The organism is Streptomyces sp. NPDC005648, assembly GCF_040605395.1.
GTDB lineage: Bacteria > Actinomycetota > Actinomycetes > Streptomycetales > Streptomycetaceae > Streptomyces.
In genome coordinates this window covers 1-24,433 of the sequence record NZ_JBEXCS010000081.1, presented here as the reverse complement: position 1 = coordinate 24,433, position 24,433 = coordinate 1, and the positions used below count along the sequence as shown (strand labels likewise).

The following is a 24,433-nucleotide window of genomic DNA, read 5'->3' as shown; positions in this document are numbered from 1 at the left end:
TCACCAGGGCCGCCGACGCAACGGCGCCTGAGACCTATGTCACACATCGGCCCTGCCATGTCACATTCCCCTGCCTCCCGGGGGTCGCAGTAGCGACCGCACGTGCCGATGGTGACGAGGAGGCCGAGTGAGCGCCACACAGACCACGGGCAGAGGTGAGCGGGTCGCCGACTGGCTCGACGGCCGGCTGGGGATCCACACCCTGGGCCGGAAGTACCTGCGCAAGGTCTTCCCCGACCACTGGTCCTTCCTGCTGGGCGAGATCTGCCTGTACAGCTTCGTCGTCCTGATCCTGACGGGTGTCTACCTCACCCTGTTCTTCCATCCGTCGATGAACGAGGTGACGTACCACGGTGGTTACGTCCCCCTCAACGGCGTCCGCATGTCCGAGGCGTACGCCTCCACCCTCCACATCAGCTTCGACGTCCGCGGCGGGCTGCTGATCCGGCAGCTGCACCACTGGGCGGCGCTGGTCTTCGTCGCCGGAATGCTCACGCACATGATGCGGCACTTCTTCACGGGCTCGTTCCGCAAGCCCCGTGAGGTCAACTGGGTGTTCGGCTGGCTGCTGCTGTTCCTGGGCCTGTTCGAGGGGCTGTTCGGCTACTCGCTCCCCGACGACCTGCTCTCGGGCACGGGCCTGCGCTTCGTGGACGGCGCGCTGCTCTCGGTCCCGGTCGTCGGGACGTATCTCTCGATGTTCCTGTTCGGCGGCGAGTTCCCCGGCCACGACATCGTGTCCCGCTTCTACTCGCTGCACGTCCTGCTGATCCCCGGCGTCATGGCCGCGCTCGTCGTCGCCCACCTCATCCTGGTCGTGTACCACAAGCACACCCAGTTCGCCGGGCCCGGGCGGACCGAACGCAACGTCGTCGGCACCCCGTTCATGCCGGTGTACCTGGCGAAGGCGGGCGGCTTCTTCTTCCTGGTCTTCGGCGCGCTCTCCGTCATCGCGGCGGTGGCGACCGTCAACCCGGTCTGGGTGTACGGCCCCTTCCGCCCCGACCAGGTGTCGACGGGCGCCCAGCCCGACTGGTACCTGGGCTTCGCGGAGGGGCTGGTGCGGGTGATGCCGGGCTGGGAGATCGACCTCTGGGGCCACACCCTGGTACTGGGCGTGCTGATTCCGGTCGTGGTCTTCCCGCTGCTGCTGGTGTTCATCGGTGTCTACCCGTTCCTGGAGGCACGGGTGAGCGGCGACGGCCGCGAGCACCATCTCCTGGACCGCCCGCGCAACCGGCCGAACCGCACGGCGATCGGCGCGGCCTGGATCAGCCTCTATCTGATCCTGCTGGCGGGCGGCGGAAACGACATCGTCGCCACGCGCCTCCACCTGTCGATCAACACCGTCACCTGGACGGTCCGCGTAGCCGTCTTCGTCCTGCCGGCGGTCGTGTTCGTCCTCACCCGGCGTATCTGTCTGGGGCTCCAACTCCGCGACCGGGAGCTGGTGTCGCACGGCCGGGAGACCGGTCTGATCAAGCGGCTGCCGCACGGGGAGTACGTCGAAATGCACCAGCCGCTCAGCCGGGCCGAGTTGCACACGCTGACCGCACACCGGCGGCCACGAGAACTCGTCGAGCACGAGGAGCGGTGACCCGGGGGAACCACGCAACCGCGACGCCGGGTCGGGCTGTCTCTCCCGTCAACACACCGTTGGGGGAGGCACCGATGGCCATGGTCGGGCTGTTCTGGTTCACCGGGGAACGCGTCTACGTCGGAGCGGAGGCCGTCGGTGCCGCGCCGGGGGTGAGGCTGACGCGGGACGGCGTCGAGACCCTCGGCGTCGACCACGGCTCCTCCTGGGGCTGGGAGAAGGTGCGGCGGATCGAGGCCGCCGACGTGGCCGTGCGCTCCCCCGCGCGACGGCTGGCCTCCCTGGCCCTGGACTCGGTGGTCGTCCTGGTGAGCGGCGACGGCATCCTGCCGCCGGCCTTCACCGTGCGGGTGGACACCGCCGACGGCACGGAGGAGGTGAGCGTCTTCTCCCCCGCCGTCGGCGGTATCTACACGCCGGTCGAGTACGACCTCTCCCGCGCCGTCCTGGAGCGGCTCACCGACGGCGGCTCGACCGCCGGTGAGCTGCTCGACTGGGGCCGCGAGCACGCGGCGGGCGGCACCCCGCGCCGCGAGGAGCGCGAGGCGCTGCTGCGCGGCTGGGCCCGCGCCTAGGGCGCAGCACCCCCTGGAGGGGGGTCAGCCCTGGTCCGCCACGAAGGACGCCATCCGGGCCAGGGCCGCGTTCCAGTTGATCGCGGTCTCGTTGGTGGACCAGGACTGGATGTCGTCGATGTAGCAGAACTGGCCGACGCAGCCCTGCAGTTTGCTCTGCGCGTAGGGGTCCTGGATGGACGAGTTCGGTCCGCCCGAGAGGGTCCCGTGGGGCGGGTTCGGCAATGCGGGGTCGAGTTCGTGGGCGTACCAACGGCTGTGCTGGTTGTGGGAGTTGGCCTCGCCGTAGCCGGTGACGTAGGACATGTTCAGCGCGTTGCGGCCGAGGATGTAGTCCATGCTCTCGACCGCGCCGTCCCGGTACTTCGCGGCTCCCGTGATGTCGTACGCCGTCGCCAGGACGACCCCGTTGTTGAGGATCTGGGCGTTGGAGCCCCAGTCGTAGACGTTGTCGACGGGCGCGTAGGGCATCCCGTACGGCTGTGCGTCCAGGGTGGCCAGGTAGCGGTCGGCGCCCTGGACGACGGACTGGCGGATCCTGTCGCGGCCGGGGAGCCTGCTGGGGACGGTCGCGAGGTCGAGTCGGCCCGCGGCCGCCGTGCGGCCCCAGTCGAAGCCGAGGGGGCCGAAGATGTCGGCGGTGTTCACCGGGGAGTTGAGGACGTGGTCCGCGAACTGCTTCTCCCCCGTGGTGAGATACAGCTCGGCCGCCGCCCAGTAGAACTCGTCGGTCGCGTCGGCGTCGTCGTAGGTGCCGCCTCCGGTGCCGTCGGCGGGAGAGGCGTACAGGGCGGGATGGGCGAGCGCCGCGGACCAGGCCTTGCGGGCGGCCGTGAGGGCCCTGGCGGCGAAGGCGCGGTCGTAGGGGCGGTAGAGACGGGCGGCCTGGGCCGCGGTCGCCGCCAGGTTGAGGGTGGCCTGGGTGGACGGCGGGTGCAGTTCGCGCTTCTGCGGGTCGTCGCTCGGCAGCAGCGGCAGACCGGTCCACTGTGCGTCATGGATCTTGTGATGGGCCATGCCGGCCAGCGGCTGCCCGTCCGGCACCTGCATCTTCAGCAGGAACTCCAGCTCCCAGCGCGCCTCGTCCAGGATGTCGGGCACCTTGTTGCCGCTCTCCGGGATGGCGAGGGTGCCGTCGCGCAGCTTCCCCGACTCCCCTGTGCGGGCGAGGAGTTCGCGCTCGTAGGTGCTCAGCAGCTCCCAGGTGGCGATGCCGCCGTTGACGACGTACTTGCCGTGGTCCCCCGCGTCGTACCAGCCACCGGTGACGTCGAGGGTGTAGTCGCAGACGCCGGGCTGGCAGGGAACCTTGCCGTCGCCCTGATTCGGGGCCACGTCGAGGTGGCCGGCGGCGCGGCCGTACCCGGGACGCAGGTCGTCGCGGATCGCGATGCCGCTGCGCTGTGTGTAGTAGTACTTCAGCGAGTCCAGCCGCAGCCGTTCGTAGTCGCTCGTGCCGATGTCGAACGGGCGGCTGGTCTCCCCGTCGGCCACCAGGGTGAGTCCGGTGCCCGGCCTGCGGTAGCCGGAGAAGTCGATCGAGTGCACGTTCTGCCCGGAGGAGACGTCGACCCCGCGGGGCACGGTCCAGCCGTGGGCGACCGTCGTACCGTCCGAACTCCGCAGCCGCCAGGGCAGCTTGGTGGTGGCGTCGGTGACCAGCGTGGCGTTCTTCGGACCGGCCGGCAGATAGGCGACCTGGTTCACGCGCACCCGGGGTCCTGTGTCGGGCTGGTACACCACGGGCGGCACTCCGCCCAGCAGGGAGGCGTCGTCCATGCACAACTTCCAGGCGTCCGCGCTTCCACCGGCCTGGAGGGCGACCTGGCCCTGGGTGGTGTCGACGGGTGAGGTGAAGGTGTAGGAGTAGGTGTCCCCGGAGACGCCGAGCTGCGGGCTCACCTCGAAGTAGGTGTCGTACGGCGAGACCTGGAGTCCCACGATCGCCCGCACCACATGGCCCCCGGGCGAACCGGACGCCCTGAAGCTGAAGCGGTACGACTCCCCCTTCACCAGGGTGACGTCGTTCTGGCCGACGGCCGCGTCCCAGCGGTTGGTGGTGCCGCCCGGGATGTCGGCGCAGAGCTGCCCGTCGGACAGGCCCGCGGTGACGTTGCTCGTCGTCCACCAGGGGGCGGTGGTGGTGTCGAAGGTGCCGTTCTTGAGCTGCTCGGTCTCGTCGGCGGCGGCCGGCGCCGCGGGCAGGGCCGTGAGGCCCGCCGACAGCAGGGCCAGCAGGGCGAGCAGGGTCGTTCTGCGTCGGTTCACGTCTGGGCTCCTCCAGGAGGTGGGGGCGCGTGACGGTGGCGCTTGCGATGGGAGCGCTCCCAGATGCGGACGCGAGCCATGCTGTTCGAGACATGACATTCCGTCAACGGTTCGCGCAGAAAGGGTCCCCGGCCGGCGACGAGGCCGGGCCGGGGACCCTTCGTGCGACGGAGTTGGTCCGGATCAGCCGTCGGAGTCCGTCGACGGGATGTAGGCGCCCGGTACGTCGTTGGGCGCGTAGACCTTCTTGTCACCGGGGTACGGCTTGCTGAAGTGGTGCGTCTGGTACCAGGTGTAGCGGTTCATCTGCTCGGGATTCGCGTAGTCCGGAACGGCGTGCGCGCCGGTCAGCCGCTGGTGGGAGGCCCAGGCCTTCCAGAGCGCCGCGAGGTCCTGCTGGGCCTCCGGCACCGCGGTGGACGTCGGCGCGGCCGCGGCCTGCTTGTCCTGCGGGGCCGGGGTGTCCGAACCGCAGGAGGGCTGCGGGCTCACGCCGAGGGTCAGCGAGGTGCGGTTGGGCTGCGCGGTGAACGGCGTGTTGTCGGGCTTCAGGGAGAACGCGCCGTACATCGGGGTGGCCGCGCTGTCGAGCTGGTTCATCGGGTGGATCCCGAGGATCTGCTCGATGGTGCGGACCATCGTGATCTGGGAGTAGTAGTGGCTGTCGACGGTGCCGTGGTTGGCGTACGGGCTGATGACCTGGACCGGGGCGCGGTGGCCGTCGACATGGTCGAGACCGTTCTGGGAGTCGTCCTCGACGACGAAGATCGCCGAGTCCTTCCAGTACTTGCTGTGCGAGATCTCGTCGACCATCCGGCCGACCGCGAGGTCGTTGTCGGCGACCTCGGCGGCGGCGTTCGCCGGGCCGCCGGTGTGGTCGTTGGAGAACCAGAACATGTTCAGGTTCGCCGGCCCGTTCTTCTCGAAGTCCTGCTGCCAGATCTGTTCCTTGTAGATGTCCGGCACATCGAGGTCGAACAGCGGGAAGCCCTGTACCGACACCTTGTTCAGTGAGGGGATCGCCGAGCCGGTCTGGATGGGGTACTGGGTGGGTGCCCCGGTCGCGGCCATGTTCTTGCTGTCGCAGTACAGGTTCTGCCAGGTGGCGCCGGCCGGCTTGCTCTCGAAGGACTGGAACTCGCCGAAGTCCTTGACCGACTTGCCGGCCGCCTGGGCTCCGGTCCAGATGAAGCCGGACTTCTGGTGGCCGAGGACGTCGTTCTCGGTGTCGTAACTGCGCGTGTACTCACCGGCGGACGACTCGGTGTACTCCGGGTTGTCCGACTGCATCAGCCAGTTGTGGCCCTCGGCGGAGTTCGTGCCGACGTCGTAGAAGTTGTCGTAGAGCCCGAACTGCTCGGCCAGCGCGTGCTGGTTGGGGGTCACGTTCTCGCCGAAGGTGGTGACCGACGGGTCGCCGTTGCCCTGGGGCAGGTCGCCGTAGACCTGGTCGTAGGTGCGGTTCTCCTTGACGAGCAGGAAGACGTGCTTGATGGTCGAGGGGTCGCCGAGCCGCAGCGGGACCGGGAGCGCCGGCGCGCGGCCCTTGTCCCTGGCCGTGACGACCGAGCCGGGCGTCCAGCCGTTCTGCTGGAAGACCTTGGCCGTCTGCGACCTGATGACGCCGTCGTCGGGCAGCGTGAACTGCGTCAGGCTCGACGTGGTGTCGTGGGTGTTGTGGCCGCCGGCGGTGGTGGGCCTGCGGGCGTCGATCCCCCGGGTGTTGGAGACGACGACGTTCCTGCCGACGGTGGTGATCTGCGAGGGGAAGTAGTCCGTGGGCAGCAGGCCGATGTAGCGGGCCGGCTGCTGCGGGGAGGTGTAGCGGTAGACGGCGACGGCGTTGGCGCGGCCGAGGGTCACCAGCAGACGGTTGTCGTCGGTGAGCGTCACGGCGTCGGGTTCGTAGCCGACCGAGGCCTCGGGCCACGGCTGGGTGGAGATGGTCTGTACGACCTTGTCGTGGGCGGTGCTGATGACCGACACCGTGTTGTCGGCGGTGTTGGTGACGAAGACCGCGCCCTTCCTGGCGTACACGGCGGTGGGGTGCAGGCCCACGTCGATGCTGCCGACGGCGGCCGACGGGTCCGCCGTGTCGATGACGCTGACCGTGCCGCTGGTGGCGGCGCCGGTGTCGGGATCGGCCGGCACATCGGTGCCGTAGGAGTTCATGGTGGTGTCGCCGGCCTTGGCCGGGCGTCCGCCCTCGTTGCTGACGTACAGCTTGTCGCCGACCAGGGCGATGCCCCGGGGCGCGGTGCCGACCGTCCAGCTCTGCCTGACGGTTCCGGTCGCCGCGTCGATGGCGACCACCCGGTTCTGGCCGTTGACGGCGGAGTACACGGTGGAGCCGTCGGCCGAGAACACCGCGGCACCCACGAGCGCGTGCTTGGCGCCGTCGGCCGGGATGGAGACGGTCACCGGGTTGGAGAGGGTGCCGTCCGCGCCCACGGTGAACTTGGTGTAGCCGTCGGCCTGGCCGAGCCACAGCTGTGTGCCGTCGGGCGAGTACGTCGGGCCCTCCTGGCCGACGGAGGCGCTCTTGATGCGCAGGTCGTCCGCCGCGTTGGTGCCGACCTTCTGCTTCACCTGCCCGGTCGCGAGGTCCAGCACGACGAGCGCCGCGTCGCCGTCGGCGACCGAGGCCGCGAGATGGCCGCCGTCGGGGCTGACCGTCGAGGACATGATCTTGCCGTCGTTGATGACGGTCCGGCTGCCGTACGGCTTGATGTACTGGTCGCTGGGGAGGACCTGCCCACGGGAGGTCTCCTGGGCGACCTGCTGGGTGCCGAACTGCCAGGTCGAGGCGACCGCGGTGCCCGTCACTCCGAGGGCGACCGCGATACCGGCGGTGACCAGGAGGGCGCGGCGGCCGACGCGTCTGCCGAAGAGGTTGACCTGCTCCTTCTCGTTCACCCGGCGCTGCCGTGTTACCTGCATGGAGCTATCCCTTCGAGGTGGTGTCGAGCAGTTCGACGTTGCCGTCGAACTGCCACAGGGGGTTGGGTGCGTCCCCGGTCGAAGTCCGGACCAGGAAGTAGCCGTTGACTTCCTTCGGTCCGTCGCCGTCGGCCACGAACCGTCCGTCCGAGCCGATGTCGAGCTGGTAGACGGCCTGTCCGGCGACGGCGATGCCGGGCAGATGCCAGGTGACGACGCAGCGCCAGTCGTTGCCCGCGCCCTCCTGGGCGCCCTGGCCGTCGCTCTTGGCGCAGGCCGCCGTGGCTCGCAGCCCGGCCTCGGTGACCGCGGGGCGGTGGAGCTGCTCGGTCTGCAGGCGGTAGAGGTGGGCGAAGGCCGTGGCGAGGGAGTGCTGGACCTTGTCCTGCTTGATCCCGGAGCCCATGGACGGGGTCGCCAGGGCGATCACGGTGACCGTGAGGGCGGTCAGTGCGGTGAGCGGGAGCAGTCCTACGGTGATCGCGCGGCGCCCGGAACCGTCGTAGGCCGGGTTGGTGAAGTCCCGTCGTACGAACAGCGCGAAGGCCAGCGCGGTCGCGAGCACGGCCCACAGCAGGCTGACGACGACGCCGATCAGCAGCGGGCCGAGCTGTTCGGGGGTGGTGAACAGGCCGTTCCAGGCGATGAAGGCGTAGCCGGGCAGGGCGAGGCGTACGGCGACCGGCAGCGGCAGCATCTGGGCGACCTGCATGCCGAGCGCGACGATCGGGGGCAGCAGCAGCCCCATCGAGGACCGGCCCAGCGCGACGGACCCGAGCAGTCCGACGGCGGACAGCGCCAGGGTCGGGGCGAGGGCGCAGAGCCAGGCGAGCAGGACCCGGCCGGCGGCGTCACCGGGCGCCAGCAGCCGCCCGTCCAGCCCGACGAGGGGCTGGTTGCCGACCGACGCGAGACCGCCGGCGGCGCTGGAGCAGGCCAGCCCCGCCACCAGCGCCAGGATGACGGTGAGGCTGGCCAGGGACTTCGCCACGAAGATCCGGCGGGGCGAGCGGACCGCCACCAGCAGATGGCGCCAGGTGCCGAGCCGGTCCTCGGCGGCGAAGACGTCACCGGCGACCAGCGAGGTCAGCAGCGGCAGCGCCCAGGTGCCCGCGAAGCCGAGCATCACCAGCGGTCCCGCCCACCCCGTGGCGTGCATCCAGCGCCCGAAGAGGGTGTCGGACGGAAGCGTGCTCTGCCCGCTCACCCCGGCGACGAAGAGCGCCGGCGCGATCCAGCAGGCCAGGACCAGCAGCCGGATCCGCCACTGGGCGACCAGTTTCACCAGCTCGAAGCGGTAGCCGCGCGCGAGAGGGACCCGGGGGGCGGTGACAGCCTTGTCGGCGTGGACCGCGGCGGTGGTGGTCACCGGCCCTCCCGCTGTTCGGTGAGGGCGAGGAACGCGGCCTCCAACGGTGAGATCACCGGGGCGAGTTCGCGCACCGCGACGCCCGAGCGGACGATCCCGGCCACGAGTTCGTCGAGGGCCGGTACCAGCGCGCGGACGACGAGGACCTCGGCGTCCTTGCGGGTCACGGCGTCGTCGACGAGCCGGATACCGGTGGTGCCGGCGGCCAGCCGACGCGCGGTGGCCGGGTCGGACGTCCTTACCCGGTAGTCGAGTTCGCGGTTCTCGGCGGCCAGCTTGCCCAGTGGGCCGGAGAAGACGACGCGTCCGGTGGCGAGGAGGGTGACCTCGGAGCACAGTGCCTCGACGTCGTCCATACGGTGGCTGGAGACCACGATGCTCGTGCCGTTCTCGGCGAGCCGGTGCAGACTTCCGTGCACATGCCGTTTGCCCGCCGGGTCGAGCCCGTTGGACGGTTCGTCGAGCACCAGCAGCCGGGGCCTGACCAGCAGCGCCGCGGCGAGTCCGAGCCGTTGGCGCATGCCGAGGGAGAAGCCGCGGGCCTTGTCGTCGGCGACATCGGTGAGCCCGACCTGGTCGAGCACCTCGCTCACGCCCGCCCCGCCCGCGTCGTGGCCACGCAGCCTGGCCAGTGCGGCGAGGTTCTGCCGGGCGGTGAGCGACGGGTAGAGCCCGGGGCCGTCCACGAAGCCGGCGACGCCGTCGGGTACGGCGAGCGCGCGCTCGACCGGCCGCCCCAGGATCTCCAGCCGTCCGCCGTCGGCGACGGCGAGGCCCAGCAGGAGCCCGAGCAGTGTCGTCTTGCCGGCGCCGTTCGGGCCGACCAGGCCATGGATCTGACCCTGCGTCACATCGAGGTCGACGCCGTCCAGTGCCACGACATCGCCGAAGCACTTGGTGATCCCACGAGCCCGCACCGCGTGGAGCGCGTCCATGTGTCCCTTCCTCCGCAATCCCAAGGGACCCTAGAGACGACACACATCCCGGACACGGACGGCTGACTGAACTCCCATGGAACGAATCGTCAAGTCATCGACAAGTCCTGAGCAGGGGTGACCGACGCCGAGCCCGACTCGGGCGGAACCGGTCCTCGCGGTGTCGTCCCGGGTGGGGCTGGGCTCCGCCTGACGGGCCCGAGCCCCACGGGTCCGTGTCCGTCAGCCGGCCGGCACCTCCAGCCTGCTGATCCGTACCGCGCCCGCGGCCTGGCCGGGCCGGGCGCTGGTCAAGGTGAGCCGCAGCCTCGAGCCGGTCACCGCGTCGAAGGTGACGACGGTCGGCGTGTCGGAGGCGGTCGCCCAGTCGACCGAGACGCCCGTGGCCGGGACGTACGCGTGCCCGTCCCACACGGCCACCTCGATCGACGCCGGCAGGCTGTGGGTCGCGTCCACGGTGAAGGAGACCTCCGCCCGGGCCAGGGCCCGGGAGCGTCCGAAGTCCACGGAGACCCAGTCCTTCTCGCGTGCCCCGCTGAAGGCGGGCAGCAGGGCCGTGGCCGACTTGGCGAAGGCGTTGGACCAGCCGGTGGTCGCGTCGCCGTCCAGCACGGCGGCGGGGAGGGTGTCGGGGCGGCCCGAGTAACTGGCGTCCGCGTAGGGGTAGTTCGGCGCAGCGGGGTGGTCGGGTCCGAAGAGGGGCGCGGGAGTCGTCGCGGCCGCGCGGGCGGGCGTGGTGCGGACCGTCGCCGTACCCGGCCGCAGCCCGTCCGCGCGTGCGGTCACCTTCAGACCGCCGGCCCGGGTGCCGGAGCGGACGATCGCGAGCGCCTTGCCGTGGAACGCGGTCCGGGTGCTGGCCTGGTACCGCTCGGCGCTCTCCTCACGGCCGTTGTCGAGCCCGGCCAGAAAGCCGCCCTTCACCTCGAAGGTGAGCAGGTCCCCGGCGTCGGGCACGACCACACCGTGCGCGTCGACCACCTCGGCGGTCACGAAGACCAGCGAGCGCCCGTCCGCGGCCAGGGACCCGCGGTCGGCGGTGAGCCGTACGGCGTGCGCCCGGCCGGCGGTCCGCAGCACATCGGTGGCGACGGCCTTGCCCTCGCGCCGCGCCACCGCCTTCAGCTCCCCCGGCGCGTACGGCACTTTCCAGGTCAGGTGGAGTTTGCCCGCGCTGCCGTTGGGACTGGTGTAACTGCCCGGGTAGGGCCCGCCGGTGAAGGTCTTGTCGTCGCCGGTCGCCTCGGTGGTCTCCAGGTAGGCGCGGCCGTCGGTGGTCTTCTTGGTGTCGAAGGACCGGGTGCCGAGGGACCGGCCGTTGAGGAAGAGCTCGACGCTCTCCACGTTGGAGTAGGCCCAGACCTCGACCGTGGCGCCGTCCTCGTGGTTCCAGCTCATCGGCAGCAGATGGACCATGGGTTCGCTCATCCACTGGCTGCGGAAGAGGTGGTACATGTCCTTGGGGAATCCGGCCGTGTCGACCGCGCCGAAGAAGGACGCCTTGACCGGGAAGATGTTGTACGGGGTCGGCTCCCCGATGTAGTCGATGCCGGACCACAGGAACTGTCCCGCGAACCACTTCCGGTCCCGGTCCTTCTTGTGGCCGTACTCGCCGCTCATGGTCCAGGAGGAGAGGTTGTTGTCGTACGAGGAGACCTCTCGTCTGCCGGGCGTCTGGTTCTCGCCGGTGTTGAGGTGCTCGGGCTCCTGGTAGTAGCCGCGGGTCGAGGTCTCGGACGACGACTCGGACTCGAAGAGGAACAGCCCGGGGTACTTCGCGTGCAGGGCGTCGACCGACTTGGCGGTGTTGTAGTTGAGGCCGAGTCCGTCCAGCTTGGCGAGCATCAGGTCGGCCGGGGAGCCGGTGGCCGGCAGTCCGTGGTACTTGTTCGAGCCGATGACGACCGGCCGGGTGCCGTCCGCCGCCTTGATGGCGCCGATGATCCGGTCGGCCATGGCGAGACCCGCGGTGGTGGTGGAGTCGGGGATCTCGTTGCCGATGGACCACAGCACCACGGCGGGCGAGTTGCGGGCGGCGAGCACCATCTCGGTGGCGTCCCTCTCGCACCACTCGTCGAAGAAGCGGCCGTAGTCGTACTTGGTCTTGCCGGTCCGCCAGCAGTCGAAGGCCTCCACCATCATCACGATGCCCAGCTCCTCGCAGACCTCGATCATCTGCGGCGAGGGCGGGTTGTGGGAGGTGCGGAAGGCGTTGACGCCCATGGACTTCATGATGGTCATCTGCCGGCGGACCGCGTCGACGCTGATCGCCGAGCCGAGGGCGCCCTGGTCGTGGTGGAGGTCCACGCCCTTGATCTTGTGGTGGGTGCCGTTGAGGAAGAAGCCCTCGTCGGGGTCGAAGCGGTAGCCGCGGATACCGAAGGAGGTGCGGTGGACGTCGACGGTCCGGCCGCCGACCCGGAGCTCGGTCTCCAGGGTGTAGCGGTGCTCGGGGGTGTCGAAGTCCCACAGCCTGGGCTTCGGGACGGTGAGTTCGTGGGTCTCGGCCGTGGTGCCGGTGACGGCGACCGTGGTGGCCGCGCGGGCCACGGTACGGCCGTCGGGGTCCCTGACCCTCGACCGGACCTCGACCTCGACCTCGCTCGTGGCGCCCGACTCGTTCGCCACGGAGGTCCGTACCCGTACGACGGCCCGCTCGTCGGTGATGTCCGGCGTGGTGACGTACGTGCCCCAGCGCTCCACGTGCACCGGCTCGGTGATCACCAGGCGGGCCTCGCGGTAGATGCCGCTGCCCGAGTACCAGCGGCTGCTGGGCAGCCGGTTCTGGACCTTGACCGCGAGCACGTTTTCGGTCGTGCCGTCGGTGTGGACCAGGTCGGTCAGGTCGAGGGCGAAGCCGGTGTAGCCGTAGGGGTGGCGGCCGGCCTCGGTGCCGTTGCAGTAGACGTACGAGTCCATGTAGACGCCGTCGAACTCCACCGAGATCCGCTTGCCGGCGAGTTCGGGCGGCAGGGTGAAGGCGAGGCGGTACCAGCCGAGGCCGCCGGGGAAGAAGCCGGTGCCGCTGGTGGTGCCGTTCTCGGTGGTGGGGGTCTGCTCGATGCTCCAGTCGTGCGGGACCGCCACCTCGCGCCAGGCCGAGTCGTCGTAGCCGGGGTCGGGGGCGTTCGTGTACGCGCCGGTCGGATCGGTGATCCCGCCCGGGTCGACCAGCGCGAAGCGCCAGCCGTCCCGCAGGGCCACCGTGCGGCGCCCGGAGGTGCTCCCGGCGGCCTCGGCGGCCCGTGCCGCCGGGGCGGCGAGGAGCGCCCCGGCCGCGGGAGCGGCGGTGGAGGCGAGCAGAACCGATCTGCGAGTGACCGTCATGGCGGCTCTCCCTCATCAGGGCCCAGAAGTACTCACAACTGATCGTGAACACACAGATTCTGACGGTGAGCCACTCAAGCCCGTCAAGGGTGCGGGGACTCCCTTCTGTCCCAGAGGTCACAACGGCCGGAAATCCCCCTTGACCCTCACACCCCGCGGTCGAGGGGTTCCCGTCCGCGCGGAAGACCGACGGACTAGGCTGGAACGGAAGTGACCCACGGTTCACTGTGAGTGTTCGCGATGGAGTGGCGCCGATGAGCCCGGAGTATCCGTTCGACGATGCCGACACGGCCCGGGCCGTCGTCGACGACTCCGGCACGCTGGTCGACTGGAACGCGGGCGCCGAACGGCTGCTGGGCTGGTCGGCCGCCGAGGTCGTGGGCGGTCCCGCCCGTGACCTGCTGGTCGACCGCGACGTCCTCGCGCCCGCCGGCCCCCGCTGGGACGGCACCGTCGCGCTGCGCCATCGCGAGGGCCGCGAGGTGGCGGTCTGGCTGCTCGCCCATCACCGGCCGTCACGGGACGACAGCGCCGCCCGCTGGCTCCTGTTCACCCCGCTGGACGGCAGGGCCCCGCACTCGCCCGACGATCCGCTGGCGGGCGCGGTGCTCACCCAGTCGCCCTGCGCCGTCGCCGTGTACGACGAGCGGCTGCGGCTGAGGCGGGTCAACGACGCCATGGCCCAGACGATCGGGCTCCCCGAGGAGCGTGTGCGGGGCCTGCGCCTGTCCGAGATCGGCGGCAAGCCGGAGAGCGAGGAGCTGGAGGCGCACATGCTGCGGGTGCTCACCTCCGGACGCCCGCTCGACGTGCAGACGTACATGCGCACGGGCGGCGAGGACAACGCGCACGCGTGGCTCGCCCGGATGGCGCCGCTCACGGACGGCGAGGGGAGGGTGCGGGGCGTGTGCCTGGCCGCCCACGACTTCACCGACAACTACCTCGCCCGGGAGCGGCTGCAGCTGGTCAACGAGGCGAGCGTGCGCATCGGCTCCACCCTCGACGTCACCCGTACGGCGCAGGAGCTGGCGGATGTCTTCGTGCCCGCCCTGGCCGACCTGGTCAGGGTCGACCTGCTGGACCTCCAGGAACACGGCGGCGAGCCCCCGCTGCGGCTGACCGCCCCGATCGCGCTGCGCCGCGCCGCGCACAACTCCGTCAACCCCGGCACGCCCGAGGCCATCCTCAAGCCCGGTCAGGTGGAGGAGTACCCCGCGGGCTCCCCCCAGGCCGACTCCCTGCTGGCCGGCCGCACGATCGTCGCGTCGATCTCCTCGGGCGCGCTCGACCAGTGGCTGAGCTGGCACAAGGCGCGCGCCGACCGGGTCAAGGAGTACGGCATCCACTCCACGATGTCGGTGCCGATCCAGGCCCGCGGACTGACCCTGGGCGTCGCGGTCCTCGCCCGGTTCAGGCGGCCCGACCCCTTCTCACCGGACGACGTGCTGCTGGCCGAGGAGATCACCGCCCGGGCCGCCGTCTGCATCGACAACGCCCGTCGCTTCTCCCGCGAGCGCGAGACCGCCCTGGCCCTGCAGCGCAGTCTGCTCCCCCGCTCGCTGCCGCGCACCGCCGCCGTCGACGCCGCCTCCCGCTATCTGCCGGCGGCCCGCGCCGGGGTGGGCGGCGACTGGTTCGACGTGATCCCGCTGTCGGGGATGCGGGTCGCGATGGTCGTCGGGGACGTGGTCGGCCACGGCATCCAGGCCTCCGCCACCATGGGCCGGCTGCGCACCGCCGTACGCACTCTCGCCGACATCGACCTCGCCCCGGACGAGCTCCTCACCCACCTGGACGACCTGGTGGTACGGCTGTCCGCGGAGGCCGGCAACGACGGCAGCCCGGGCGAGGTCGGCGCCACCTGTCTGTACGCGGTGTACGACCCCGTGTCCCGGCGCTGCACGCTGGCCCGCGCCGGGCATCCGCCGCCGGTGGTGGTGGTGCCCGGAGGCGCGCCCCAACGGGTGGAGCTGCCCGCCGGTCCCCCACTGGGCCTGGGCGGGCTGCCGTTCGAGTCGGCCGAACTGGAGCTGCGCGAGGGCAGCGTGCTGTCCTTCTACACGGACGGTCTGATCGAGTCGCGCGAGCGGGACGTGGACGCCAGTCACGAGCTGCTGTGCGAGTCCCTCGCCACGTACTCGGACTCGCTGGACGAGACCTGCGACCGTGTCCTGCACGCCCTGCTGCCGCCGGGCGGCGCCCAGGACGACGTGGCGCTGCTGCTGGCCCGTACCCGCGGCCTGCCCGCCTCGCAGGTCGCTACCTGGCACATCCCGGCCGACCCGGCGCTGGTCGCGCCGATCCGCAAGCAGGTCGTGGCCCAGCTGGACGCCTGGGGGCTGCTGGAGGCGGCGTTCACCGCCGAGCTGGTGGTGAGCGAGCTGGTCACCAACGCGATCCGGTACGGCGCCCACCCGATCCGGCTGCGGCTGATCCATGACGCGACCACGCTGATCTGCGAGGTCTCCGACACCAGCCACACCGCCCCCCACCTGCGCCGCGCCAAGACCTGGGACGAGGGGGGCCGGGGACTGCTCCTGGTCGCCCAGCTCACCCAGCGCTGGGGCAGCCGGCACACCGGGGAGGGCAAGACGATCTGGGCGGAGATCGGCCTGCTCGACGACTGAGACGGGCCCGCGCCCCCTCCGTCAGGGCGTTTCCGCCAGCCAGGGCCTGATGTGTCTGCGGGCCTCGTGCAGGCGGGACTTGAAGGTGCCGAGGGGAATGCCCGCCCGTTCGGCCGCCTCGGCGTAGTCGAGCTGGCAGATGTCGCGGTACACCAACGGCTCGACCAGCCGGGGGTGTTCGCGCTCCAGCCGGTCCAGGGCGTCCAGCAGGTCGAGCCGGGAGCCCGCGATGACGCTGGTCGTGCGCGGGTCGGCCCGGTGGTCGTCGTCGATCGGGGCGGGCTGCTCGGCGGCCCGGCGCCTCAGCTCCCGGTACTTCTGCCGGCAGCAGTTGGCGACGACGGTGTGCAGCCAGGTGCTGAAGCGGCTGCGGCCCTCGAACGTGCCGATCTTCCGGGCGAGTTGGAGCAGGACGTCCTGAGCGGCCTCCTCGGCGTCCTCCCGGCAGGGCAGGAACCGTCCGCAGCGCCGCAGCACCTCGGGCCCGATCACCTGGAGCAGCTCCTCCAGCGCCGCACGATCCCCCGCCGCGGCGCCGCGAGCCAGCTCCTCGACGGGCGCGACCAGGTGCTCTGCTCGGGATGGCTCCACGACCAGGCATGATAGTCGTATGCACTCCGTCGAGCGGATCGGGCGCTACCGCCTGGAACGGCGTCTGGGCTCCGGCGCGTTCGGCACGGTCTGGCTCGCGCACGACGACGAGCTTCAGGCACCGGTCGCGGTCAAGGTCCTCGCCGACAACTGGTCCCACCGGCTCGATGTCCGGGAGCGCTTCCTGGCCGAGGCGCGGATGCTGCGCAGGACCGGTTCCCAGCGGGTGGTGCAGGTCTTCGACATCGGTGAACTGCCGGACGGCAGACCGTACTTCGTGATGGAGTACGCCGACGGCGGCACCCTCGCCGAGCTGGTCGCCGACGGTCCGCTGCCCGTGGCAGAGGCGCTGCGGCTGACGGCGTCGGCGGCCCGGGGCGCCGCGGCCCTGCACGAGGCGGGGATCGTGCACCGGGACATCAAGCCGAGCAACGTACTGCTGTGCTCCTCCTCCGCCGGCGGCTCGCGGGTGCTGCTGGCCGACCTCGGGCTGGCCAAGAGCCTGGCGCAGGCGTCCGGGCTCACCCAGGCCGCGGGCTCGGCGGGCTACCGGCCGCCGGAGCAGGCCGAGGCCGGGGCGGGCATCGACGCGCGGGCCGACGTCTACAGCCTGGGAGCGCTCGGCTACCACCTGGTCACCGGGACGGTGCCGGGTGAGCCCGGCAGGGTCGTACGGCCCGACCGGCTGCGTCCGGGCCTGGACCCGGAGGTCCGACGCGCCCTGATGCGGGCCCTGGAACCGGACCGCGGACGGCGCTGGCCCGGTGCCCAGGCCCTCGCGGAGGAGTTGGAACGGCTCTCCGCTCCCGGCTACCGGCGCCGGCCGCGCCGTAGGGCCCTCGCCCTCACCGGCGTCCTCGCGGTGCTCGCTGCCGTCACCGTGCCCCTGGCACTGACGCAACGGTCCGCCCCGGCTCCCGAGGTCCGGGTCGCCGACAGCACCGGCCGGGTCATGGCCGAGGTCCCCCGTGCGTGGGACCGCCAACTGCGCGACTCCGGGTGGGACCCGCAGGCGCTGGGGCTGCCCTCCGGGCATGAGCCGGGGTTCGTCGTCGCGGACGACCTGGCGAAGTGGCAGAACCCGAGAGCCGACGTGAACGGCGTCTTCGTCGGCCTGAGCGGGCGGGGGAACCTCACGGCCGCGGTGAACGCGCTGAGCCACCCCGGCTGCCGCTACGACGGCGCCCGTGCCTACGACGGCTCGCTCTGGCACGGCAGGGTCCGCACCTGGAGCGACTGCCCGGGCGGCTCCGTCACCGAGGCCGCGCTCGCCTCCGCGAAGGGCGGCGGGCAGCCCCGGGTGTACGTACAGATCCGGGAACACGGCCCGGCCGGGGCCGACCGTCTGCTCGCGTCCGTACGCCTCGGAAAATGATCCGAAGCGGTTCAGAACTTTTTGCGGCCCGCGCGCATCGGACATACATGACGGGGCACAGAGCGCCGTACGCACGCGCGGTGGCGGGTGCGTGGAAACTCCGGGAGTGTTGAGGAACATGGCGAACAACCCATCCTCCGTCCACCGGGCGGCCCTGTTCGCGGGGTCGGTCGCGATGCTGGGTCTGCTGACCGCGTGCGGGGGCGGCGGAAGCGGCTCCGCGAGCTCCCCGTCGACCCTGCCGGGCACGGCCGCGCCGGCCACCGGTGGCGGTACGAGCGACTCCCCGCCGGCATCGGCGCCCACGTCCGCCTCCTCCGGCGCCTCCACGTCGGGCGGCGGCACGGGGGGCAGCACGAGCGGCGGTACGGGCGGCACGGGCGGCACGTCCACGACCGCCGGCGCGTCGAGCCGGTGTCACACCTCCGAGCTGCGGGCGACGGTCGGGCGCAACGACCCGGGGGCCGGGCAGGAGAACTTCCCGATCGTGCTGACCAACGCCTCCTCCCGCACCTGCACGGTACGCGGCTACCCCGGTGCCGCGTTCGTCGACGGCTCGGGCAAGCAGCTGGGCCCGGACCCGAAGCGCGAGTCGGGCAGCACACCCACGACGGTGACGCTGGCGCCGGGCCGGAGCGCCTGGGCGGGGCTGACCTTCTCCAACCCCGAGGTCAGCGGAGCCCACCCGGCGACTCCGGCGGCGCTCCTGGTGACTCCGCCGGACGAGCGGGACTCCCTCAAGGTGACCTGGGCAGGCGGTCAGGTACCCGTGTCCGGCAACGCCTCGTCGGTGTTCCTGACGGTGTTCGCCCCCGGCACCGGCGCCTGAGCGGCGGGGGTCCTACGGGCTGCTCACCTCGACCTGTTTTCATTGAGCGAACCCGCGCCACTCCGCCCCGAAGGACCCCGCCCTGAACACCCCGCTCGCCGAGTCGCTGTCCGCCGTCCTCCTCGCCGCCGTCCTCGCCTTCGCCGTACTGCGCCCCAAGGGCCTGCCGGAGGCGGTGCTCGCCGTCCCCGCCGCCGGGATCGTGATCGCCACCGGGGCGATCTCGCTGGACCACGCCCGGGAGGAGGCGGCGCGGCTCGGGCCGGTGGTCGGATTTCTCGCGGCGGTGCTGGTGCTGGCCCACTTCTGCGACGTCGAGGGACTCTTCCAGGCGTGCGGGGCGTGGATGGCGCGCCGGGCGGCGGGCTCCCCGGTGCGGCTGCTGACCGCGGTCTTCGTGCTGGCCTCGGCGATCACGGCCGTGCTCAGCCTGGACGCCACGGTGGTGCTGCTGACGCCGGTGGTGTTCGCCACCGCCGCCCGCGCGGGTGTCCGCGCGAGGCCGCACCTCTACGCCTGCGCCCATCTGTCGAACACGGCCTCGCTCCTGCTGCCCGTCTCCAATCTGACGAACCTGCTGGCGTTCGAGACCAGCGGGCTGAGCTTCATCCGGTTCGCGGCCCTGATGGCCCTGCCGTGGCTCGTGGCGATCGGCGCCGAGTACCTGGTCTTCCGGCGCTTCTTCCGAAACGACCTGAGCACCACCGCCGACTCCCCCGACCTCGGCGAGGCACCCGAGCTGCCCCTGTTCGCGCTGGTCACCGTGGGGTGCACGCTCGCCGGGTTCGTCGTGGCCTCCGCCGTCGGGGTGGAGCCGGTGTGGGTGGCCACGGCGGGGGCGCTGGTGCTGGCCGGCCGCGCGCTGCTGCGGCGCGGGGCGACCCCGCTGTCGGTGGTGCGGGCCTCGTCGCCGGCGTTCCTGGCGTTCGTGCTGGCGCTCGGGATCGTCGTACGGGCGGTGGTCGACAACGGCCTCGCGGACACCCTCGACCACGTTCTGCCCTCCGGCTCCGGCCCGCTCGCGCTGCTCGGGATCGCCGCGCTCGCCGCCGTACTGGCGAACCTGATCAACAACCTGCCCGCGGTGCTGGTCCTGCTGCCGCTGACCGCCGGGGGCGGCCCCGGGGCGGTGCTGGCGGTGCTGCTCGGGGTGAACATCGGCCCGAACCTGACCTACGCCGGGTCGCTGGCCACCCTGCTGTGGCGGCGGATCGTGCACCGGCACGAACACGACGTGGACCTCGGGGAGTTCACCCGGCTCGGCCTGCTCGCCACCCCGGCCGCGCTGGTGGCGGCCGTGGCGGCGCTGTGGCTGTCGCTGCAGGTGGTCGGCTGAGGCGGGCGGTCAGTACCGTCCGCCGCCTTAACCTCCATAGCCGCCGTACCCTCCGTAGCCGCCGCCGTAACCGCCGCCCCACCCACCGCCGCCCCAGCCGCAGTAGGACGGGTTGTAGTAGCAGTAGGTGTTCGCGGGGGCCGAGGCGCTCGGCGTGGGGGCCGCGGTCTTCGGCTTCGCCGACGGGGTCGGTGTGGCGGCCGGCTTCTTCGAGGACTTGGGCGTGGCCCTCGCGGTGGGCAAGGGGGTGGTCTCGGCGTCCCAGTTGACGACCTGCATCTGGAGGTCGGCCTTCGAGGTGTCGAACGCCCAGCGCTGGACGTTGCCCTCGGCGCGGGTCTTGACGACCAGCGCGCCCGAGCCGTCGGTCGCGGCGGGGGTCAGGCCCAGGTCCTGGTTCCAGCGCGGTACCAGGGTGCCCTGGAGGGTGAAGTCGTAGCGGATGTTCTTCTGGTTGGTGCTCGCGCACGGGGCGAGGACGACCGAGTAGCCGAGGTGGGAGTCGAGGCAGAGGTCGGGGTCGGCGACGCTGCGCAGCCGGCCGTCGGTCTCGTACCGCCACTGCTGGGTGTTGTCCGTGGAGCAGGAGGCGAGGTCGGTCTCGGCGCCCTTGACGGCCTTCTTGCCGACGACGGCGATGCAGAGCCCGGAGTCCAGGTTGTGCAGCCGGCCCTGGACGTCGCCCTGCGCGGCCTCGCCGGCGCTGATGAACGACGGGTTGCCGCTCGCGGTGGCCTTGCCGGTGCTGGGAGTCTGGGAGGGGTGGCCGCCGTCGGCGGTGGTGTGTCCGTCGCCGGAGCCGAGGACGGACCACAGGACCAGCGGCAGGACGACCAGGCCGCTCACCGTGAGGACGGCCGCGGCGAGGTTGCGTCTGCGGGCGGCGGCACGCCGGGCGGCCGTGCGGTCCGAGCGCCGGGAGGCGCCACGGCCGTCGGGTGCGGAGGCCGGCTGCGGCGCGGCGAAGGACTCACCGGCCGGCGCGAAGAACGGCTCGCCCGGCATCACCCGCGGCCGCACCTGAGGGGGCAGCGGGGCGCCGCCCTCGACGGGACCGGCGATCCGGGACTCCACATAGGCCTGCGCGCCCCAGCCCAGGACCGCCTCGGCCAGGGCGAGGCCCAGTCCGTGGTTGAACTGGGCGAGTTGGTCGGCGGTGTGCCGGCAGTGCTTGCAGCGCGCGAGGTGCTCGGCGAGGTCGGGGTCGACGTCGAGGCCGCCGCGCCGGTAGGTGACGTCGAGCATGCGCAGGTAGCGGCGGCACTCCTGCTCCGGGGCGAGTTCGCGGTGGACCTGGAGGCACTCCTCGCGAAGCCGGTCGCGGGCCCGCCCGAGTTCGATGCGGGCGTCCTCGGCGTCCAGGCCCAGGAGCCCGCCGGGTATCTCGATCGGCTCGGCCTCGACCTCGACGTGCCACAGCAGGCAGCGGGCGGACTGGGGCAGCCGCTGGAAGGCGCCGGAGAGCAGCCGCCGGTCGGAGTGCGGCAGCAGAAGGGCCGCGACACGGTCCCCGCCGGCGCCGCCGGAGCGCAGCTCGGGGTGGAGGTGCTCGCGTCGGTGGTCGTTGTCCCACTCCGCCGCGATGCGCCGCACGGTGACCAGGAGTTGGGGGCGCCAGGCGGAGGTGGGGCCGTTCTGCCGCAGTGTCTCGCCGAAGAGCCGGGTGAACGCGGCGGTCGTCAGCATGCCCGCGGAAGGGGTGCCGTCGGTGCACAGCCGGGCGTACGCGAACCCCGCCTCCCAGTGCCGGTCGAGAAGTTCACCGACGGGCTGCAGCGCGGGCGTCGATCCCGTCCACTTCTTGAGTTCGGCGCTCAGCTGTTCGTCCGTCACCTCGAACCGGCGGTCGGGCTTGGGGGAATTCGACAGGCCGGCGTCTTTCACGGCTGCATTCCTTCCGGGGCCATGCGGCATAAAGTCCATACCAAGTGGTATGGGGACCCGTCGTCACCGCGACGAGGCCCAGTCGTACAGGATTCGGCATCTCGAACGCCCGCCTGGGGCAGCTCTTTTGGAGCTCGGGGACGTACGGGGGACGCCTCGCGCGCACAGGGGGAATATGCATTGTCTGTGCACCGACGGTGCACACCTTTGCACAGGTCAGGGATGCCTAACAAGAGATCTCGCGGTTTTGTGCGGTGCGTGCGGGCCACCAGATTTTGACGAAACGTCAATCCACGGGAAAGGGATTTCCCGCCGCCGGGCCGGGGCGCCGGACGAAAACCATTGAGCGACCTCCCCACCAGACGCGCTGCCGGTTGCGCCGGCGTACGCCGGTTCACTCCTCAACCATTGGCCCGCCCGCCCGGTACACGCCGGGCGGTACACCGTAGCGGGCCCGGAAGACCCGGTTGAAGTGGAAGGGGCTGGCGAAGCCGGAGGCCGCCGCCACCCGCTCGACGGAGAGATCGCTGCCCTCCAGCAGCCGGGCGGCATGCCGCAGCCGTGCCGCGCGCAGCGCCCGCATCGGGGACTGGCCCGTCTGCTGGGTGTACAGGTGGGCGAAGCGGGACGGCGACAGGGAGACGCTCGCGGCGAGGGAGCGGACGGTGTGCGGGGCGCCCGGATCGGCGGCGATGAGCGCCTCGGCCCGCCCCACCCGGGCGTCGACCCCGTGCCGGCGCACCGGGGGCCGCGCGGAGGCGGTGGCGAGCAGGACCACCTCCTCCAGTGCGGACAGGGCGAGTTCACGTGCGGCGGCGGTGTGCGCGACGGCGACGCGGTCGTGCGGTGGTGCGGCCGCCGGTGGTGGTTCGTCGCCCGTCCAGCGGGCGTCGGCGAGCATCCGCCGGAACGCCGCATCGACACGGCCGTGCAGGCCGGCCGGGGTCGGGGTGACCGCGTACAGCCCGTCGCCCGTCTCGTACGGGCGCAGCCACGGGATCCAGGAGGGCCGCGCCTGGCAGTGGACCCACCAGAACCGCCAGGCGGGGGCGCCCGGTTCGACGGCGTAGTGGTGCGGCCTGCCGGGGGCGAGCACGACGAGGTCCCCGGGGCCCGCGCTCGTCTCCGTCGCCCCCTGGCGCACTCGGCCAAGGCCGCCGGTCGTCCAGAGGACGAGCCAGCTCTCGGCTCCGTGCGGGCGGTTGATCGCGTACCCCTGGGGCTGGTCGTAGTGCCCGATCACCACCAGCCCGGGTGGCGGCGCAGCAGTGCCGGGCAATGCGTCAGCGTCCACGGGCATCCTCCTTCGGAGCGCGGGAGCCTAGCGTTTCAGGGGCAGAGGACACCGCGCGAGGAGGGGACGCATGACAGCCCTGGACATCGAGGCCACCGACGGGTCCGTCCTGACGCGGGACGGTCTGCGGCAGTTCCGGGAGGACGGGTTCACCGTCGTGCGCGGGCTGTTCGGCCACGACGAGATCGACCGCCTGCGCGAGGAGTTCGCGGCGCTGCACGCGGCGGGGCGGGTGCCGGGGCACTTCGAGCCGCGGGCGGGCGACGATCCGCTGGCCGCGTATCCGCGGGTGATGCATCCGCACGAGATCAACGAGGTCGCGCGCGGGGTGCTGCTGGACGCGCGGCTGCGGGGCGTGCTGGAGGCGCTGCTCGCGGAGGAGGTGCTGGCGGCGCAGAGCATGTTCTACTTCAAGCCGCCGGGGGCCCGGGGACAGGCGCTGCACCAGGACAACTTCTATCTGCGGGTGGAGCCGGGGACCTGTGTGGCCGCGTGGGTGGCGTGCGATGTCATCGACCGGGACAACGGCGGGCTCGAAGTGGTGCCGGGGACCCATCTGATGGACCTGTTCTGCCCCGAGGAGGCGGACGCGGCGGTGTCGTTCGCGCGGGAGTACGTGGCGCCGCCGGAGGGGCTGGCCACCGTGCCGGTGGACATGGCACCCGGCGACGTCCTGTTCTTCAACGGCAGCCTGGTGCACGGCTCGCAGCCGAACCGCACGGCCGATCGCTTCCGGCGCTCGTTCATCGGCCACTACGTGGGGCGCTCCGCGGAACGCATCGGGCACTACTACCGCACGCTGTCGATGAACGGTGAGCGGGTGGCGCTGGCGGAGAGCGAGGGGGCAGGTCCGTGCGGCACGGAGTTCGCACCGCACGGACCCCACTGATCAGCTGTGGCCGACGATCGGGTGCGGGGCGTACGGCCGCTCCAGCTCCTCGATCTCCTTGTCGCTCAGCTCCAGTTCCACGGCGGCCACCGCGTCCTCGATGTGCCGCGGCTTGGCGGCTCCGACGATCGGGGCCGCCACCGTGTCCCGGTGCAGGAGCCAGGCCAGGGCCACCTGCGCGCGGGGCACACCGCGGTCGCCGGCGATCCGGGTGACCGCCTCGACGATGGTGCGGTCGCCGTCCGAGTAGAGACGGCTGCCGAAGTCGTCGTTGGCGCTGCGCTCGGTGACGGTGCCCCAGTCGCGGGTCAGCCGGCCTCGGGCGAGCGGGCTCCACGGCAGGGCGCTGACGCCCTGGTCGGCGCAGAGGGGCAGCATCTCGCGCTCCTCCTCGCGGTAGAGGAGGTTGTAGTGGTTCTGCATGGACACGAACGTGGTCCAGCCGTGCCTCTCGGCGGTGTACTGCATCTTGGAGAACTGCCAGGCGAACATCGAACTGGCCCCGATGTAGCGGACCTTGCCCGCCCGGCCCTCCGCCGCCAGTCGTACGGCGGTGGCGGCCCCGATTCCGCGTGCCGCGCCGGTGACCACGGCTAC

At 71.8% G+C, this 24,433-nt stretch carries 16 protein-coding genes; 7 read left to right on the top strand and 9 right to left on the bottom strand.

Going from position 1 to position 24,433, the window contains the following annotated elements:
* Positions 1 to 127 precede the first annotated feature (127 nt).
* Both ABZT17_RS34315 and ABZT17_RS34310 read left to right on the top strand, forming a co-directional pair.
* The gene (locus ABZT17_RS34315; protein WP_356354815.1) at positions 128 to 1,597 is read left to right on the top strand and encodes a cytochrome bc complex cytochrome b subunit; all 1,470 of its coding nucleotides are present in this window, start codon (positions 128 to 130) and stop codon (positions 1,595 to 1,597) included.
* Between the two features lie 74 nt (positions 1,598 to 1,671).
* Positions 1,672 to 2,172 (top strand): hypothetical protein, encoded by a 501-nt coding sequence (locus ABZT17_RS34310; protein WP_356354813.1) that lies wholly within the window; start codon positions 1,672 to 1,674, stop codon positions 2,170 to 2,172.
* 24 nt (positions 2,173 to 2,196) lie between these two features.
* Here ABZT17_RS34310 and ABZT17_RS34305 read toward each other — a convergent pair whose 3' ends face one another.
* The 5 genes from ABZT17_RS34305 to ABZT17_RS34285 form a co-directional block, all read right to left on the bottom strand.
* Positions 2,197 to 4,440, bottom strand: a complete 2,244-nt coding sequence (locus tag ABZT17_RS34305) for a glycoside hydrolase family 9 protein (protein ID WP_356354811.1) — start codon at positions 4,438 to 4,440, stop codon at positions 2,197 to 2,199.
* 183 nt (positions 4,441 to 4,623) lie between these two features.
* On the bottom strand, positions 4,624 to 7,380 hold the full coding sequence (locus ABZT17_RS34300; protein ID WP_356354810.1) for a bifunctional YncE family protein/alkaline phosphatase family protein: 2,757 nt from the start codon (positions 7,378 to 7,380) through the stop codon (positions 4,624 to 4,626).
* 4 nt (positions 7,381 to 7,384) lie between these two features.
* Positions 7,385 to 8,749: an ABC transporter permease gene (locus ABZT17_RS34295; protein ID WP_356354809.1), complete on the bottom strand. Its 1,365-nt coding sequence runs from the start codon at positions 8,747 to 8,749 to the stop codon at positions 7,385 to 7,387.
* Positions 8,746 to 9,684 carry an ABC transporter ATP-binding protein gene (locus ABZT17_RS34290; protein WP_356354807.1) on the bottom strand — a complete coding sequence of 313 codons (939 nt, stop codon included), beginning with the start codon at positions 9,682 to 9,684 and terminating at the stop codon, positions 8,746 to 8,748. Before ABZT17_RS34290 ends, ABZT17_RS34295 begins: the two co-directional genes overlap by 4 nt.
* 222 nt (positions 9,685 to 9,906) lie before the next feature.
* A complete protein-coding gene (locus tag ABZT17_RS34285; protein ID WP_356354805.1) occupies positions 9,907 to 13,011 on the bottom strand; it encodes a glycoside hydrolase family 2 TIM barrel-domain containing protein in 3,105 nt (1,034 codons plus the stop codon).
* Positions 13,012 to 13,265: 254 nt separating this feature from the next.
* Between ABZT17_RS34285 and ABZT17_RS34280 the strand changes: the two genes are divergently transcribed.
* Positions 13,266 to 15,638, top strand: a complete 2,373-nt coding sequence (locus tag ABZT17_RS34280; protein ID WP_356354804.1) for a SpoIIE family protein phosphatase — start codon at positions 13,266 to 13,268, stop codon at positions 15,636 to 15,638.
* Between the two features lie 21 nt (positions 15,639 to 15,659).
* Here the strand turns inward: ABZT17_RS34280 and ABZT17_RS34275 are convergent, their stop codons facing one another.
* Positions 15,660 to 16,229 (bottom strand): RNA polymerase sigma factor, encoded by a 570-nt coding sequence (locus ABZT17_RS34275; RefSeq protein WP_356354802.1) that lies wholly within the window; start codon positions 16,227 to 16,229, stop codon positions 15,660 to 15,662.
* Positions 16,230 to 16,248: 19 nt separating this feature from the next.
* On the opposite strand from ABZT17_RS34275, the gene ABZT17_RS34270 reads away from it, so the two are divergent.
* The 3 genes from ABZT17_RS34270 (at position 16,249) to ABZT17_RS34260 (ending at position 19,769) form a co-directional block, all read left to right on the top strand.
* Entirely contained in the window at positions 16,249 to 17,604 is a 1,356-nt protein-coding gene (locus ABZT17_RS34270) for a serine/threonine-protein kinase (protein ID WP_356354800.1), read from the top strand.
* A 118-nt stretch (positions 17,605 to 17,722) separates the two neighbouring features.
* Complete coding sequence (locus ABZT17_RS34265; RefSeq protein WP_356354799.1) at positions 17,723 to 18,433, top strand: DUF4232 domain-containing protein; 711 nt, start codon at positions 17,723 to 17,725, stop codon at positions 18,431 to 18,433.
* Positions 18,434 to 18,515: 82 nt separating this feature from the next.
* Positions 18,516 to 19,769: an arsenic transporter gene (locus tag ABZT17_RS34260; RefSeq protein ID WP_356354854.1), complete on the top strand. Its 1,254-nt coding sequence runs from the start codon at positions 18,516 to 18,518 to the stop codon at positions 19,767 to 19,769.
* 27 nt (positions 19,770 to 19,796) lie between these two features.
* Here the strand turns inward: ABZT17_RS34260 and ABZT17_RS34255 are convergent, their stop codons facing one another.
* A complete protein-coding gene (locus ABZT17_RS34255; protein ID WP_356354798.1) occupies positions 19,797 to 21,653 on the bottom strand; it encodes an RICIN domain-containing protein in 1,857 nt (618 codons plus the stop codon).
* 394 nt (positions 21,654 to 22,047) lie between these two features.
* A complete protein-coding gene (locus ABZT17_RS34250; RefSeq protein WP_356354797.1) occupies positions 22,048 to 22,953 on the bottom strand; it encodes a helix-turn-helix domain-containing protein in 906 nt (301 codons plus the stop codon).
* A 64-nt stretch (positions 22,954 to 23,017) separates the two neighbouring features.
* Here ABZT17_RS34250 and ABZT17_RS34245 point away from each other — a divergent pair, with 64 nt between their 5' ends.
* Complete coding sequence (locus ABZT17_RS34245) at positions 23,018 to 23,836, top strand: phytanoyl-CoA dioxygenase family protein (RefSeq protein WP_356354795.1); 819 nt, start codon at positions 23,018 to 23,020, stop codon at positions 23,834 to 23,836.
* Here ABZT17_RS34245 and ABZT17_RS34240 read toward each other — a convergent pair.
* On the bottom strand, positions 23,837 to 24,433 hold a 597-nt coding region (locus ABZT17_RS34240; protein ID WP_356354793.1), incomplete at its 5' end, for an aldo/keto reductase.